The sequence below is a fragment of the Kitasatospora sp. NPDC091207 genome (assembly GCF_044768625.1).
Classification (GTDB): domain Bacteria; phylum Actinomycetota; class Actinomycetes; order Streptomycetales; family Streptomycetaceae; genus Kitasatospora.
This window is the reverse complement of sequence record NZ_JBIVVS010000003.1, coordinates 146,224-160,527: the sequence shown is the minus strand read 5'-3', so window position 1 is coordinate 160,527 and position 14,304 is coordinate 146,224. Positions and strand designations below refer to the sequence as shown.

Genomic DNA, 14,304 nt, shown 5'->3' with positions numbered 1-14,304 from the left:
TGTCACCGCCGTCTCGGTGCGCCGGGCAAGCCCGCTCCGTAGCGGCACCGTCCGGCAGGACGTGTCCGCACCGGCAGCCGGGCACTCACGTACGCGGATGCCCGGTCGGAGAGCCGATCGGCTCCGACCATGGCTTGGACTTCAAGCCTTGGCACCGCATCAGTGGCCGAGCGAGGGCCGCCGAGACCGCGCCGCACGGCGAACGGTCCCGCGCAGGTCCCTCAAGGGAATCCTCCCCGACGCCGCCGAGACCGCGCCCCTCACCGGGCCCGCGGACCGGCCGGCCGCAGGGACCGGCGCGGTTGTGCGTCCGCGCAGCTGTCACAGGGCCGTCCAGGCCCGTAACGCAGCCGCGCGGCTGCCCGCCCGCCGCTCGTTCTCGGCCCCTCCACACGGAAGAGGCAGCACCCTGTCCACCACCGCTGAACCCATCAAGACCACCTTCCGGGACCTGGGGATCCTCCCGGAGACCGCCGAGGCCCTGGAGGCCGTCGGCATCATCCACCCCTTCCCCATCCAGGAGATGACCCTCCCGGTCGCGCTGACCGGCCACGACGTCATCGGCCAGGCCAAGACCGGCACCGGCAAGACCCTCGGTTTCGGCCTCCCGCTGATCGAGCGGGTCATCGTCCGCGCCGACGTCGACGCCGGCCGGGCCACCGAGGAGCAGCTCTCCGAGGCCCCGCAGGCACTGATCGTCGTCCCGACCCGCGAGCTCTGCACCCAGGTCACCAACGACCTGCAGACCGCCGGCAAGGTCCGCGACGTGCGCGTGCTCGCCGTCTACGGCGGCCGGGCCTACGAGCCGCAGGTCGAGGCGCTGAAGAAGGGCGTCGACATCGTGGTCGGCACCCCGGGCCGCCTGCTGGACCTGGCCGGGCAGAAGAAGCTGAACCTCTCCGAGGTCCGCTCGCTCGTCCTGGACGAGGCCGACGAGATGCTCGACCTGGGCTTCCTGCCCGACGTCGAGAAGATCCTCACCATGCTGCCCGCCAAGCGGCAGACCCTGCTGTTCTCGGCCACCATGCCGGGCCAGGTCATCAGCCTCGCCCGCCGGTACATGAACCAGCCGACCCACATCCGCGCGGCCGCGCCGGACGACACCGGCACCACCGTCGCCAACACCGAGCAGCACATCTTCCGTGCGCACTCGCTGGACAAGGTCGAGCTCGTCTCGCGCATCCTGCAGGCCGACGGCCGCGGGCTGGCGATGATCTTCTGCCGCACCAAGCGCACCGCCGCCGACGTCTCGGACCAGCTGACCCAGCGCGGCTTCGCGGCCGGCGCGGTCCACGGCGACCTCGGCCAGGGCGCCCGCGAGCAGGCCCTGCGGGCCTTCCGCAACGGCAAGGTCGACGTCCTGGTCTGCACCGACGTCGCGGCCCGCGGCATCGACGTCGAGGGCGTGACGCACGTCATCAACTACCAGTGCCCCGAGGACGAGAAGACCTACCTGCACCGGATCGGCCGCACCGGCCGCGCCGGCGCGTCGGGCACCGCCGTCACCCTGGTCGACTGGGACGACATCCCGCGCTGGCAGCTGATCAACAAGGCGCTGGACCTGTCGTTCAACGCCCCGGAGGAGACCTACTCCACCTCGCCGCACCTGTTCGAGCTGCTGAAGATCGCCAAGGGCACCACCGGTGTGCTGCCGCGTTCGGAGCGGACCCGGGCCGGGCTCGGCGCGGAGGAGGTCGAGGACCTCGGCGAGACCGGCGGTCGCGGTGCGCGCTCCGCTCCCGGTCGCCCCGCCCGGGGCGGACGGGCCGGCGCCGGCCGCACCGCCGAGCCGGCCGCCGAGCCGGTCGAGGAGAAGCCGGCCCGCCGCACCCGCGAGCGCCGCCGCACCCGCGGCGGCTCCACGGTCGCGGGGGACGCGCTGCTCGACGCGCCCGCCGAGGCCGTCGCCGCGGTCGACGCCCCGGCGGCTCCGGCCGTCGAGGGTGCCGAGGGCGAGGGCGCGGCCCCGCGCCGTCGCCGTCGCCGCCCGCGCAGCACCGCCGCCGGCGAGACCGCCGTCGCCGCGGTGGCCGGGGCACCCGCCGCGGTCGCCGAGGCGGCCGCTCCGGCCGCCGTCGCGGAGCAGGCCCCGGCGCCGTCCGAGGAGAAGCCGGCCGTGAAGCGGACCCGCTCGCGGGCCAAGGCGAAGGCCGAGCCCGCCGCCGAGGCCGCCCCGGCGCCCGAGGCCGGCGCGGACGCCCCGGCCGAGGCCCCGGCCCCGCGCCGTCGGACCCGCACCCGCCGCCCGGCCGCCGAGGCGACGCCGGAGAGCTGATCCCGGCACCGCGCCACCCGGAGGGGGCGGCCCCGTCCAGCACAGGACGGGGCCGCCCCCTCCGGCGTGTCCGCCCGGCTACGCTCGGGGGTTACCGGCCAGTCGCCCCGCCGCACCGCAGGAGATCGCCCATGAGCACGCCGCCGTTCCTCACCCTCCCCCGCTGTGCCCGCGCGCTGCGGGTGGCGACCGCGCGCGGGGAGTTCGCCGCGCTGCGGGCCGAGCCGACGGGTGCGGTGCGCGGGACGGCCCTGCTGGTCCCCGGGTTCACCGGCAGCAAGGAGGACTTCATCGCGCTGCTGGAGCCGCTGGCCGCGGCCGGCTACCGGGTGACCGCGGTCGACCAGCGCGGCCAGTACGAGAGCGGCGGGCCCGACGACCCGGCCGCCTACGCCGTCGAGGCCCTGGGCGCGGACGTCCGGGCGCTCTCCGCGGCGCTCGCCGGGGACGCCACGCCGCTGCACCTGCTCGGCCACTCCTTCGGCGGCCAGGTGGCCCGGGAGGCCGTCCTCGCGGCCACCGCCGAGGGCCCGCTGCCGTGGAGCTCGCTGACCCTGATGTCCACCGGGCCGGCCTCGATCGAGCCCGGCGAGGCGGAGCGGACCAAGCTGCTGATCGACGTGCTGCCGTCGATGAGCCTGGAGGAGATCTGGCAGGTGCTCCAGCAGATGGAGCAGCAGGCGGAGCAGACCGGCGGCGACCGGGCGCGCCGCCCGTCGCCCGAGGTCGCCGCGTTCCTGCACCGCCGCTGGGTGGCCAACGTGCCGCAGGCGCTCGCCACCACCGGTGCCCATCTGATCGCCGCCCCCGACCGGGTGGACGAGCTGGCCGCGACCGCGCCGGCACTGCCGGCCCTGGTGCTCTCCGGGGTCCGGGACTACGCCTGGCCGGTGCCGGAGCAGACCCGGATGGCCGAGCGGCTGGGCGCCCGCCGCGTGGTGATCGAGGACGCCGGGCACTCCCCCAACGCCGAGCGGCCGGCCGCCACCGCCGAGGCCCTGCTGGACTTCTGGGGCTGAGCCGGGCGCCGCGCCTCCGGGACGCCCCCGCCCCGGGGGTACGGCGGCCCGGCCTGCCCCCGTACCCCCGGACACCCGCTCCGTGACCGGGCTCCCGCCCGCCGCGGCGGAAAGTGTGCGGGACAAAAATCGTTAGTTGCGGTAATATTTGATTCTGTCCGGGAATCATCGTCGCTGTCGACGCTGTCGACAATCCGCCGAAACCTGGACTTCACGGACGGGCAACGGCCCGGTAGCAGCACCACGACACAGTGGTTCACGAGGTACCAGACGCACTTGGCATTGCAGGGGGAGCCCCTTTGCCTCAGCAGATCGTCGACCGTTCGAACCGACAGACCGAGAAAGAGCTGATACCCACTCAGCCACGACCGCCCCGCCCGACGGGGCCAGAGAAGGAGAGGCCCATGCGCTTCGAGATCCTCCGACTGGACGACGCCCACGGCACCGCCACCGACCGCGTGATCGCCGACGCCGAAACCGTCCGCGAACTCGTCCAGGCCGCCGCCCGCACCGGCGAGCGCCTGCTCATCCGTCCGTGCCCGACCGTCTGACCCAGCGCGGCGCCTCCGACCGGGAGCCCTCACCCGCCGCCGAAGAGCCGGGAGCGTCCGATCCCGACGTTCCGATACCCGACTGACGCCCTGTCACCGCGATCGCCGTTGACGGGGCGTCAGTGCGTCCGGGGCCGGCCCCCGCACGGCGGCGCCGACGTTTGCCGCCGCCCGCCGCTGGACATCCCCTAGCGGGAACCGCCCGCAGCGCGCCCCACCCGGCGCCGGACGGGCGTCCGCCACCGACAGGTGCCGCCGCGCCCTCCGTACGGGTGATCGTCCTTGACGCGGCGGTCCGGAGGGAGGAGCGTTGTCGGCTATGAGGGGCGAGCCTAGCTGCCCGAGGTGCGCCGGTCGGGTCCGCGCCCCCGGTCTGTTCTCCGACACCTGGCAGTGCGACCGGCACGGAGCGGTACACCCGATGCAGCCGGTGCTGCCCCCGAGCGTGGAAGCGCTCGGCGTCGCCGTCGCCCGTTCCCAGGTCCCGGTCTGGCTGCCCTGGCCGCTTCCGGTCGGCTGGCTCTACACCGGTATCGCGCACGTCGGCGACGATGTCTCGGGCGCCCGGGCGACCGCCGTCGCCTGCTCCGGACCGGCGCCGCTGGGCGGCTTCGGGGAGCTGGTGCTGGTCGCCGAGGAGCTCGGCGTCGGGCTCGGCGCGCGGTACGCGGGCCTGTCCGGCCCCGACCCGGGTGAGTCCGTCTCGCTCTACAAACCCGCCGACGCCAAGCTGATGGCGGCCGGGCGGCCCACTCCGATGTTCCACGTGCCGGACGCGCCGGCCGACCGCGCGGTGTTCGTGGGCGAGGCCCGCGGTCTCTGGCTGTGGGCGGTGGCCTGGCCGGAACAGTCGGCCCTGGTGATGTACGACGAGCTGGTCCTCACCGACCTGCGCGAGGCCGGCGCCGAGTTGGACCTGCTGCCCTGCGGCGCGCTCTCCCCCCAACTGCTCGGCTGACGGCCCCGCGGACGCCCGCACTATCCTGGGCGGCACCCGCCGCCCACCCCAGGAGCCGACTCCGTGCGCATCGACCTGCACGCCCACAGCAACGCGTCCGACGGCACCGACAGCCCGGCCGAGCTGGTCGCGGCGGCGGTCGCCGCGGGCCTGGACGTGGTGGCGCTCACCGACCACGACACGGTGGGCGGCCACGCCGAGGCCGCCGAGGCGGTCCGCGCGCTGCCGGCCGGCACCCGGCTGACCCTCGTCCCGGGCGCCGAGCTGTCCTGCGCCGTGGACGGCATCAGCCTGCACCTGCTGGCCTACCTGTTCGACCCGGCCGAGCCGGCCTTCGCGCGCGAGCGCGAGCTGGTGCGCACCGACCGGTTCCGGCGCGGGCGGGCGGTCGTCGAGCGCTGCCGCGCGCTGGGCGCCGACATCAGCTGGGAGCAGGTCCAGCGGATCGCGGGGACCGGCTCGGTCGGCCGGCCGCACATCGCCAGCGCCCTGGTCGAGGCGGGCGTGGTGGCCACCGTCTCCGACGCCTTCACCGCGGACTGGCTGGCCAACGGCGGGCGGGCGGACGTGCGCAAGCACGAGACGGACCCGGCCGAGGCCGTCCGGCTGGTCCGGGCGGCGGGCGGGGTGCCGGTCTTCGCCCACCCGGGCGCGGTCAAGCGCGGCCGGACCGTCTCCGACCAGGTGATCGCGGACCTCGCGACGGCCGGACTCGCGGCACTGGAGGTCGACCACACCGACCACGACGAGCCCACCCGGGCCCGGCTGCGCGGGCTGGCCGCCGACCTCGGACTGCTGACCACCGGCTCCAGCGACTACCACGGCGGGCGCAAGACCGTCCGGCTCGGCGAGCACACCACGGACCCCGCCGTCTACGAGGCGCTGCTGGCCCAGGCCACCGGCGCGAAGCCGATCGAGGGCTGAGCCCGCCCCACCGGACACGCGGGCGTGCGGGAGCGTACGGCCGGGCAGCGCGGTGACGCGCGCCCCTCGGGGCGCCGTCGGCCGGACCGGGAACCGGGCGTCAGTCCAGCGGAACCCCGCGGCGGTCGGCGTCCCGCAGATCGGTGCCGTGCTTCAGCCAGCGCTCCTCCAGCGCGGCCGCGCCGTGCACCCGCTTCCAGCCGGCCTCGTTGGGCGTCATCGGCAGCAGCGGCAGGAAGCGCACCGGGTCGGCCGGCTCGTCCAGCTCCAGATCGGCCACCAGACCGCCCGGCTCGGCGGCCAGCACCGAGGTGAACGGGGCGCCGTCCCAGAGCGGGGCACCGAGGTCAAGCGACCCGCCGGGGGCCAGCACCAAGCCCTCCACCTGCGGCGTCGCGGCGAAGGTGGCCAGGGTGCGGAGCACGCTGTCGCGGGCCCCACGGACCGTCAGCACCAGTTCGGCGCGCGGGCCGCGGACCTGGTCGGCGACCGGCGCGGTCGGGTCCGCCATCGGCGCGGCGGCCATCCCGAGCGTGGCGTAGCGGACCAGGCCGTCGGCGTCCGGGCCGAAGCGCAGCACCTCGATCCGGTCCGCGCCGAGGAAGGTGACCGCGGCCCGGCCGCCCGGTTCGCCGAAGGTGGTCAGCAGCCGGGCCTCGACGGCGGCCAGCACCGCCTCCCGGGAGAGGCCGGCCGGGTCGTGGGAGCCGTCGGAAGGGTCGCCGAAGAGCGGGAAGTCGTGCGCCATGCCGGTGAGCGTAACCGGTGCGGCCGCGGCGCCGGCAGGGCCACCAGGAGAACACCGCAGCGACGATGCCCGGTCAGATGTTAGTGTGAGCGACTGGCCACCGGGGATCCTCTCTCCGGGGCAGCGGCGTGAAGGAGGTGGTTGCGGTGGATACCAGCCGACCATGCAGTACCGGCAGCTCTACCCGGCCCGGACGCCTTCCCCGTACCCCTCGCCTCGCAGGCTGAAACAGCGGCACCAGTAGCCGGCACAGCAGCCACGTCCACCGAGACGATCGAGGCGGAGTCGGCCCGGCCGGGAGAGCACCCTCACCGACGTCCGGTCGTTCCAGCGCGAGCCCCAGCAAGGCCGAGGACCGACCGCAGGCGTCATTCCACCGGTGTTCCATGCCGTCGCACCACGGCCACCCGTCACCGCGCCGCCGTGCGGCGGTTCCTGCCCAGGGAGCCTGCCATGTCGATGATCAACAGCCTGCGCGCAGCCGTCCGCACCAACCGCCGCCGTTCCGCGGCCGGCCTGTTCGACTCGATCCACCCGGGCCAGTCCACCTCCGCGGTGGTGGACTGCGCCGTGTACCAGTCCGGCAAGCGGCACGGCGAGAGCTGCAGCCCGCGCGAGGCGGCCCGCCGCGTGAAGGCCTCGCAGCAACTCCCCGACGGCGCCGGATCGTTCAGCTGGATCGGACTGCACGAGCCGACCGAGGCCGAGTTCGAGGGGATCGCGCAGCGCTTCGGCCTGCACCCGCTGGCGGTCGAGGACGCCGTCCACGCGCACCAGCGGCCCAAGGTCGAGCGGTACGACGACGTCCTGTTCGCCGTCTTCAAGACGATCCGCTACGTCGAGCACGACCAGCTCACCCCGACCAGCGAAGTGGTCGAGACGGGCGAACTGATGGTCTTCGCCGGGCGGGACTTCGTCATCACCGTCCGGCACGGCGGGCACAGTTCGCTGCAGGAGCTGCGGCAGCGACTGGAGGCCGACTCGGACGGCGCCGGGCTGCTGACCAAGGGCCCCTCCGCCGTCCTGCACGCCATCGCCGACCACGTGGTGGACAACTACCTGCTGGTCGCCGACCGGCTGCAGACGGACGTCGACGAGATCGAGTTCGACGTGTTCTCCAACAAGGGCGGCCGGGGCACCGACGTCGGCCGGGTCTACCAGCTCAAGCGCGAGGTCCTGGAGTTCAAGCGGGCGGTGACGCCGCTGCTGCGGCCCATGCAGCAGCTCTCCGAGCCGCTGCAGCGACTGGTCGACCCGGACATCCAGAAGTACTTCCGGGACGTCGCCGACCACCTCGCGCGGGTCACCGAGCAGGTGCACGGCTTCGACGAACTGCTGAACTCGCTGCTCCAGGCCAACCTGGCGCAGGTCTCGGTCGCGCAGAACGAGGACATGCGCAAGATCACCGCCTGGGCGGCGATCTTCGCCGTGCCCACCATGATCACCGGTGTCTACGGCATGAACTTCGACTACATGCCGGAGCTGCACCACAAGTACGGCTATCCGATGGTGCTCGGCAGCGTCGTCCTGATCTGCGTCGGGATGTACCGCGGCTTCCGCCGCAACGGCTGGCTGTAGCCGGCCGCTACCGCCGGCCGCCCCGGGCCACCAGGACCAGGCCCAGCAGGATCAGCACCACCGCCGGGTAGGCGGCCACCGGGGGCCACTGGCCGAGCCAGAGCGCCGCGATCAGCGCGGCGCCCGGGGTCTCCAGCAGGATCGCGGTGGAGGTGAGGGACGGGCCGAGGGTGCGCACCACCCGGTTGCTGAGCGAGTGGCCGAGCAGCTGGGCCGTGACCATCAGCAGCACGATCTGCCACCAGACGGCGGCCGGCCACCCGGACATCGACGTCCCGGCGGCCAGGCAGACCACCAGCAGGACGACCGCCGTGGTGGCGTAGCAGACCAGGGTGTAGGCCGTGGTGCTGACGGTCCGGCGGACCTCGGCCCCCAGCAGCATGTAGCCGGCCGCGGCGAGGCCCGCGCCGAGCGCCAGCGCGTCGCCCAGCAGGGCGCGCGGCGAGAGCGTGAGGTCGACCCCGGTGAGCACCAGCACACCGGCGAAGGCCACCGTCATGCCGGTCCAGACCGCGCGGGGCGCCCGCACCCCGCGCAGCCGCATCAGCAGGATGGTCCAGAGCGGAGTGGTGGTCACCAGCGCCGTCGCCGAGGCCACCGAGGTCATCCGCAGGCTCGGCATCCAGAGCGCGAAGTGCACGGCGAGCAGCACACCGGCCGCCACCGCCAGCAGCAGCGCCCGGCGGCCGATCCCGCGGAGCTCGGCCCGGTGCCGCAGCAGCGCGTACGGACCCAGCACGCCGACCGACATGACGTTGCGCCAGAAGGCGATCGCCAGGGCGGGTGCGGCGGTGGCGCTGATCAGCGGCGCGGAGAGCGAGATGCCGGAGACCGAGACGGCGAGCAGCAGCAGGTCGAGCCTGGGGAGCGGAGACGTCGGCGCCGCCGCGGAGGCGACGGACGCGGTGGACGGGGCTGCGGTCTCGGGCCGGGCGGGCACGGTGCTCCTCGGGCTCGGGGTGGGAGTCGGGCGGCTCCCAAGGTAAGGCCCGTGCGGCTGCCACGGAACTGTCGCCCGACGCGTGAGACGCCCCCCGGACACCGCAGGCCGTACGCTGTCCGCCATGGACCGTACGCCCGCCGCAGCCGCCACCGCCGACGACTTCCTCGACCGGGCCCTGTTGGAGGAGGCCGCGAAGAAGTCCGGCCTGCTCTGGGTGCGCGCGGACGGCCAGGAGCACAGCCGGCCGCTCTGGCACGCCTGGCACGACGGCGCGGTGGTCGTGGTCGGCGACGGCGGCGAGCAGCCGCTGCACGGTCTGACCGCCGGCGCGGGCGCGGTGGTGACGGTCCGCAGCAAGGACAAGGGCGGCCGGCTGACCGGCTGGACGGCCCGGGTCGTCGAACCGGCGCCGGAGAGCGAGGCCTGGCTCGGCGCCGTCGAGGAACTCAAGGGCAAGCGGCTGAACGCGCCCGACACCGACACCATCACCGACCGCTGGGCCCGCGAGTGCCGGGTGCTCCGGCTGGAGCCGGCCGGTACCGGCCCGGACCTGCTCACCGAGCGCCCGGACGCCATGCCCGACGGGTCCCACGCCGCCGCGCCGATGCCCACCTCCGCCACCACCCGCCGGCAGATCCCGGCCGGCCTCCCGAAGCTGCTGTTCAAGCGCCGCAAGGGCTGAGCCCGCGGCGTCGTCCCGGGCGGGCCCCGGTCCGCGACCGGCCGCGGAAGCCACCTCGTGGCTCGTCGGGCCGGGTGCGGGAGGCGCGGGTAGCCTTGGCCGCGGGGCGTGCCCGACGTCCCTCCGGGCGTCGGACGAGGCGAGGGAGTCCATGGCAGGGGCAGGCAGCCGGGTCTTCATCTCGCACCTCTCCGGCATCGCCGTGTTCGATCCGAACGGCGACCAGGTCGGCCGGGTCCGCGACGTGGTGGTCACGCTCCGGCTCGGTGGCCGGCCACCCCGGGTGCTCGGACTGGTGGTCGAGGTGATCGGCCGCCGCCGGATCTTCCTGCCGATGACCAGGGTGACCAGCCTGGAGTCCGGCCAGGTGCTCACCACCGGCGTGATCAACATGCGCCGTTTCGAACAGCGCCCGTCCGAGACCCTCGTCCTCGGTGAGCTGCTGGACCGCACCGTCACCTGGACCAAGACCGACCAGGACGTCACCGTCCTGGACGTCGCGATGGTGCAGACCCGGCTGCGCGAGTGGGAGATCAGCAAGGTGTTCGTCCAGGTCGGCCGGGTCGGCCGGCTGCGCAAGGGCAAGGGCGAGTCGCTCACCCTGGCCTGGAAGGACGTCACCGGCTTCGCCCTCCCCGAGGAGGGCCAGGGCGCCGCCAACCTGCTCGCCACCTTCGACCAGCTGCGCCCCGCCGACCTCGCCAACGTCATGCACCACCTCTCCGCCAAGCGCCGCGCCGAAGTGGCCGCCGCGCTCGACGACGAGCGGCTCGCCGACGTCCTGGAGGAGCTGCCCGAGGACGACCAGGTCGAGATCATCGGCAAGCTGAAGGACGAGCGGGCCGCCGACGTCCTGGAGGCGATGGACCCGGACGACGCCGCCGACCTGCTCTCCGAACTGCCCGGCGACGAGGCCGAGCGGCTGCTCCAACTGATGGAGCCGGACGAGGCCGAACCGGTCCGCCGGCTGCTGACCTACGAGGAGGACACCGCCGGCGGTCTGATGACCACCGAGCCGATCGTGCTGGAGCCGGACGCCACGGTGGCCGAGGCCCTGGCCCGCGTCCGGATCTCCGACAACAAGCCGGCGCTGGCCGCCCAGGTCTTCGTCTGCCGCCCGCCGAACGAGACGCCGACCGGCAAGTACCTGGGCACCGTGCACTTCCAGCGGCTGCTGCGCGAACCCCCGTACACCCTGGTCGGCTCGCTGGTGGACGACGACCTCGACCCGCTGCCGCCGGACACCCCGCTGCCGCTGATCACCAGCTACCTGGCGACGTACAACATGGTCGCCGCGCCCGTGGTCGACGAGGCGGACCACCTGGTCGGCGCGGTGACCGTCGACGACGTGCTCGACCACCTGCTGCCGGAGGACTGGCGCGAGGCCGCGCTGCACGGACTGGACGACGAGCGAGAGGTGACCGGTGGACGCTGACCGCAAGGGCCGACGGGACGACAGCCCCCGCCAGCGCCTGCAGGGCGAACTGCGCCAACTGCGGCAGCTGCGCGAACTGCGCGCCCGCGAGGGTGCCCGGGACCGGCGCAGCGAGCCCTCGACCGGCGTCCCCACCCGCTCCCGGCTCGACCAGCCGCGCACCACCCGCCCCGGCCTGATCAGCCTGCCGACGTACGACCCGGAGGCCTTCGGCAAGCTCTCCGAACGGATCGCGCGCTTCCTCGGCACCGGCCGGTTCATCGTCTGGATGACGGTCGTGGTGGTCGTCTGGGTGGGCTGGAACACCGTGCTGCCGGACCAGGTCCACTTCGACGACTACCCGTTCATCTTCCTCACCCTGATGCTCTCGCTGCAGGCCTCGTACGCGGCGCCGCTGATCCTGCTGGCGCAGAACCGGCAGGACGACCGGGACCGCGTCAACATGGAGCAGGACCGCGCCCGCAGCGACCGGAACATCGCCGACACGGAGTACCTGACCCGGGAGGTCGCGGCGCTGCGCCAGGGCCTCGGCGAGGTCGCCACCAGGGCCTTCATCGCCTCCGAGCTGGGCGGCGTCCGGTCCGAACTGCAGTCCCTGCTCAGGGAGATCGACGAGCGCCGGGAGAGCGCGGACAGTCTGTGACCGGCAGCACGCTACCGACGGGTCAAGTGGTATGCCCGGCGCCGTACCATCAAGGCATGGCCAACGAGACAGAGGTCGCGGCCGGCGTCACGGAGGAGTCCGTACGCCAGGCGCTGGCGACCGTGAACGACCCGGAGATCAACCGCCCGATCACCGAGATCGGCATGGTGAAATCGGTCGGGATCGCCGAGAGCGGCGAGGTCCGCGTCGCGGTCTACCTCACCGTCTCCGGCTGCCCGATGCGCGACACCATCGTCACCCGGGTCCGCGAAGCGGTCGGCAAGGTCCCCGGGGTGACCGGCGTCGAGGTCGAGCTCGACGTGATGAGCGACGAGCAGCGCAAGGAACTCTCCCAACTGCTGCGCGGCGGCGCCCCGGAGCGCGAGATCCCGTTCGCCAAGCCCGGCACGCTGACCCGCGTCTACGCGGTCGCCTCCGGCAAGGGCGGCGTCGGCAAGTCCTCCGTGACGGTGAACCTGGCGGCCGCGATGGCCGCGGACGGCCTGAAGGTCGCCGTGGTGGACGCCGACATCTACGGCCACAGCGTGCCGCGGATGCTGGGTGTCGAGGGCCGGCCCACCCAGGTCCAGGACATGATCATGCCGCCGCAGGCGAACGGCGTGAAGGTCATCTCGATCGGCATGTTCACCCCCGGCAACGCCCCGGTGGTCTGGCGCGGCCCGATGCTGCACCGCGCGCTGCAGCAGTTCCTCGCCGACGTGTACTGGGGCGACCTCGACGTCCTGCTGCTGGACCTGCCGCCCGGCACCGGCGACATCGCGATCTCGGTCGCGCAGCTGGTCCCGAACGCGGAGATCCTGATCGTCACCACCCCGCAGATGGCCGCCGCCGAGGTGGCCGAGCGGGCCGGCACCATCGCGGTGCAGACGCACCAGAAGATCGTCGGCGTGATCGAGAACATGTCCGGCATGCCCTGCCCGCACTGCGACGAGATGATCGACGTGTTCGGCACCGGCGGTGGCCAGATCGTCGCGGACGCGCTCACCCGCACCGTCGGCGCCAATGTGCCGCTGCTCGGCTCGATCCCGATCGACGTCCGGCTGCGCGAGGGCGGCGACGACGGCCGCCCGGTCGTGCTCGCCGCGCCCGACTCCCCCGCCGGCACCGCCCTGCGCTCCGTCGCGGGCAAGCTCGGCGGCCGCCAGCGCGGCCTCTCCGGCCTCTCCCTCGGGCTCACGCCGAAGAACAAGTTCTAAGATCCATCCGCGAAGGGCCGGGCGGCTGCCCGGCCCTTCGTGCTGCCCCGGCTCGTGCTGTCCCGGCTCACGGGGCTACGGGCGGGTGTAGGCCGCCAGGTCGGGAACGGTGGAGAAGCCGGTGCCGTAGGCGCTGACGCCCCGGCCGTAGGCACCCAGGAGGACGCCGGGGGCCTCGCCCGCGAGGACCCAGCCGTACTCGGACTCGCGGTAGCGGAAGGGCTGCGGCAGACCGTTCACCGGGAGGCTGAGGGTGGACCAGCCGGGGCCGGCCAGGTCGTCGGCGAGGTCCCAGGCGAGGGTGCTCTGCTGGTCCAGCCAGTCCTGGCGCAGCGCGCGGTCCAGCTGGCCCGGCCAGGTGGAGGCGAGGAGGCCGGAACCGGCCAGCCAGGCGGCGGAGGAGGCCGAGGTCGCCTCCAGCGTGCCGGTGTTGTCGGCACTGCGGCGGCTGCCCCGGCGGGCCACCGTGACGACGACGGCGAACTTGCGCACGTCGCGCGGCTCGTACTGCCGGGCGGGCTCCTCACCGTGGCCGAGGGTGCCGTAGTCCACGGTGCCGGTCGCCCCGGCCCGCGGGCCGCCGGCGCCGGCCTGCATCAGGTAGCGGCGGCCGGTCCAGCCGTCGTCCAGTCCGTACCAGGGGAAGTCCGCCGACAGGTAGGGGACCAGTGGGTCCGCCGGGCGGGCCTGTCCGCCGACCGTCGGGCCGTCGGTCGTCGCCGTTCCCACCGCATGACTCGTCGCGTCCATCCCCGGACCTCCTCAACCCAGATTCCCTGCCGTGGCGCGCTCCCATCGTGGCGTACCGCGGCGTCCCCACTGTGTGCCTTCGGTCCGGAAGCGACCGGAAGTGACCGACAGCACAGCGGGAACAATCAGCACAATAGCGGCGCGCACGGCACCGCCCCGCTCAGCCGTGCGGCCGGGCGGGGCGGTGGCGCCGTCGTGCGGGTCCGAGCGGCCGGAGCGAGCGGGCGGATCACAGCGACCCGGAAGCGAGCGGGCGACAACACCGCCCCGAGCCGAAGGGCCGCGCCGGTGCCGAAAGGGAGAGCGCGAGGACGCCCCGAGGGACGAGGAGCGTTGAAACGCCGACCGTCGGCACCGGATCACAGCGACCCGGAAGCGAGCGGGCGACAACACCGCCCCGAGCCGAAGGGCCGCGCCGGTGCCGAAAGGGAGAGCGCGAGGACGCCCCGAGGGACGAGGAGCGTTGGAACGCCGACCGTCGGCACCGGATCACAGCGGCCCGGAAGCGAGCGGGCGACAACACCGCCCCGAGCCGAAGGGCCGCGCCGGTGCCGAAAGGGAGAGCGCGAGGACGCCCCGAG

13 protein-coding genes are annotated in these 14,304 nt (G+C 74.2%); 10 read left to right on the top strand and 3 right to left on the bottom strand.

Annotation, left to right across the window (positions count from 1 at the left end; all coding sequences use genetic code 11):
- The first annotated feature begins 304 nt into the window (after positions 1 to 304).
- The 5 genes from ACIQTO_RS08370 (at position 305) to ACIQTO_RS08350 (ending at position 5,727) form a co-directional block, all read left to right on the top strand.
- Positions 305 to 2,275, top strand: a complete 1,971-nt coding sequence (locus ACIQTO_RS08370; RefSeq protein WP_402384607.1) for a DEAD/DEAH box helicase — start codon at positions 305 to 307, stop codon at positions 2,273 to 2,275.
- A 131-nt stretch (positions 2,276 to 2,406) separates the two neighbouring features.
- A complete protein-coding gene (locus tag ACIQTO_RS08365; protein ID WP_402384604.1) occupies positions 2,407 to 3,294 on the top strand; it encodes an alpha/beta fold hydrolase in 888 nt (295 codons plus the stop codon).
- Between the two features lie 404 nt (positions 3,295 to 3,698).
- Positions 3,699 to 3,845: a hypothetical protein gene (locus ACIQTO_RS08360; protein WP_360632886.1), complete on the top strand. Its 147-nt coding sequence runs from the start codon at positions 3,699 to 3,701 to the stop codon at positions 3,843 to 3,845.
- 319 nt (positions 3,846 to 4,164) lie between these two features.
- A complete protein-coding gene (locus ACIQTO_RS08355; RefSeq protein WP_387885107.1) occupies positions 4,165 to 4,803 on the top strand; it encodes a DUF6758 family protein in 639 nt (212 codons plus the stop codon).
- A gap of 63 nt (positions 4,804 to 4,866) precedes the next feature.
- Entirely contained in the window at positions 4,867 to 5,727 is an 861-nt protein-coding gene (locus ACIQTO_RS08350) for a PHP domain-containing protein (RefSeq protein ID WP_402384601.1), read from the top strand.
- A gap of 100 nt (positions 5,728 to 5,827) precedes the next feature.
- On the opposite strand, the gene ACIQTO_RS08345 is transcribed toward ACIQTO_RS08350, so the two are convergent.
- Complete coding sequence (locus ACIQTO_RS08345) at positions 5,828 to 6,475, bottom strand: suppressor of fused domain protein (RefSeq protein ID WP_402384598.1); 648 nt, start codon at positions 6,473 to 6,475, stop codon at positions 5,828 to 5,830.
- Between the two features lie 453 nt (positions 6,476 to 6,928).
- Between ACIQTO_RS08345 and corA the strand changes: the two genes are divergently transcribed.
- The gene (gene corA, locus ACIQTO_RS08340; RefSeq protein WP_402384595.1) at positions 6,929 to 8,053 is read left to right on the top strand and encodes a magnesium/cobalt transporter CorA; all 1,125 of its coding nucleotides are present in this window, start codon (positions 6,929 to 6,931) and stop codon (positions 8,051 to 8,053) included.
- A gap of 7 nt (positions 8,054 to 8,060) precedes the next feature.
- Here the strand turns inward: corA and ACIQTO_RS08335 are convergent, their stop codons facing one another.
- Entirely contained in the window at positions 8,061 to 8,993 is a 933-nt protein-coding gene (locus ACIQTO_RS08335) for a DMT family transporter (RefSeq protein WP_402384592.1), read from the bottom strand.
- Positions 8,994 to 9,117: 124 nt separating this feature from the next.
- Here ACIQTO_RS08335 and ACIQTO_RS08330 point away from each other — a divergent pair, with 124 nt between their 5' ends.
- The 4 genes from ACIQTO_RS08330 to ACIQTO_RS08315 all read left to right on the top strand — a co-directional run bounded on the left by ACIQTO_RS08330 (position 9,118) and on the right by ACIQTO_RS08315 (position 12,973).
- Positions 9,118 to 9,678 (top strand): hypothetical protein, encoded by a 561-nt coding sequence (locus ACIQTO_RS08330; protein ID WP_402384590.1) that lies wholly within the window; start codon positions 9,118 to 9,120, stop codon positions 9,676 to 9,678.
- A gap of 151 nt (positions 9,679 to 9,829) precedes the next feature.
- Positions 9,830 to 11,113: a magnesium transporter MgtE N-terminal domain-containing protein gene (locus tag ACIQTO_RS08325; RefSeq protein WP_402384587.1), complete on the top strand. Its 1,284-nt coding sequence runs from the start codon at positions 9,830 to 9,832 to the stop codon at positions 11,111 to 11,113.
- A 49-nt stretch (positions 11,114 to 11,162) separates the two neighbouring features.
- Positions 11,163 to 11,756, top strand: coding sequence for a DUF1003 domain-containing protein (locus ACIQTO_RS08320; protein ID WP_402385226.1), 594 nt, complete (start codon positions 11,163 to 11,165; stop codon positions 11,754 to 11,756).
- 56 nt (positions 11,757 to 11,812) lie between these two features.
- Positions 11,813 to 12,973 (top strand): Mrp/NBP35 family ATP-binding protein, encoded by a 1,161-nt coding sequence (locus ACIQTO_RS08315; protein ID WP_402384585.1) that lies wholly within the window; start codon positions 11,813 to 11,815, stop codon positions 12,971 to 12,973.
- Between the two features lie 75 nt (positions 12,974 to 13,048).
- Here ACIQTO_RS08315 and ACIQTO_RS08310 read toward each other — a convergent pair whose 3' ends face one another.
- Entirely contained in the window at positions 13,049 to 13,723 is a 675-nt protein-coding gene (locus ACIQTO_RS08310; RefSeq protein WP_402384582.1) for a hypothetical protein, read from the bottom strand.
- Positions 13,724 to 14,304 lie beyond the last annotated feature (581 nt).

What these genes read in the sequence shown, in the direction of transcription:
- ACIQTO_RS08365 (WP_402384604.1), top strand. Translation starts at nt 2,407, where the DNA reads ATGAGCACGCCGCCGTTCCTCACCCTCCCCCGCTGTGCCCGCGCGCTG.
- ACIQTO_RS08325 (WP_402384587.1), top strand. Translation starts at nt 9,830, where the DNA reads ATGGCAGGGGCAGGCAGCCGGGTCTTCATCTCGCACCTCTCCGGCATC.
- ACIQTO_RS08345 (WP_402384598.1), bottom strand. Translation starts at nt 6,475, where the DNA reads ATGGCGCACGACTTCCCGCTCTTCGGCGACCCTTCCGACGGCTCCCAC.
- ACIQTO_RS08360 (WP_360632886.1), top strand. Translation starts at nt 3,699, where the DNA reads ATGCGCTTCGAGATCCTCCGACTGGACGACGCCCACGGCACCGCCACC.
- ACIQTO_RS08310 (WP_402384582.1), bottom strand. Translation starts at nt 13,723, where the DNA reads ATGGACGCGACGAGTCATGCGGTGGGAACGGCGACGACCGACGGCCCG.
- corA (WP_402384595.1), top strand. Translation starts at nt 6,929, where the DNA reads ATGTCGATGATCAACAGCCTGCGCGCAGCCGTCCGCACCAACCGCCGC.
- ACIQTO_RS08330 (WP_402384590.1), top strand. Translation starts at nt 9,118, where the DNA reads ATGGACCGTACGCCCGCCGCAGCCGCCACCGCCGACGACTTCCTCGAC.
- ACIQTO_RS08355 (WP_387885107.1), top strand. Translation starts at nt 4,165, where the DNA reads ATGAGGGGCGAGCCTAGCTGCCCGAGGTGCGCCGGTCGGGTCCGCGCC.
- ACIQTO_RS08315 (WP_402384585.1), top strand. Translation starts at nt 11,813, where the DNA reads ATGGCCAACGAGACAGAGGTCGCGGCCGGCGTCACGGAGGAGTCCGTA.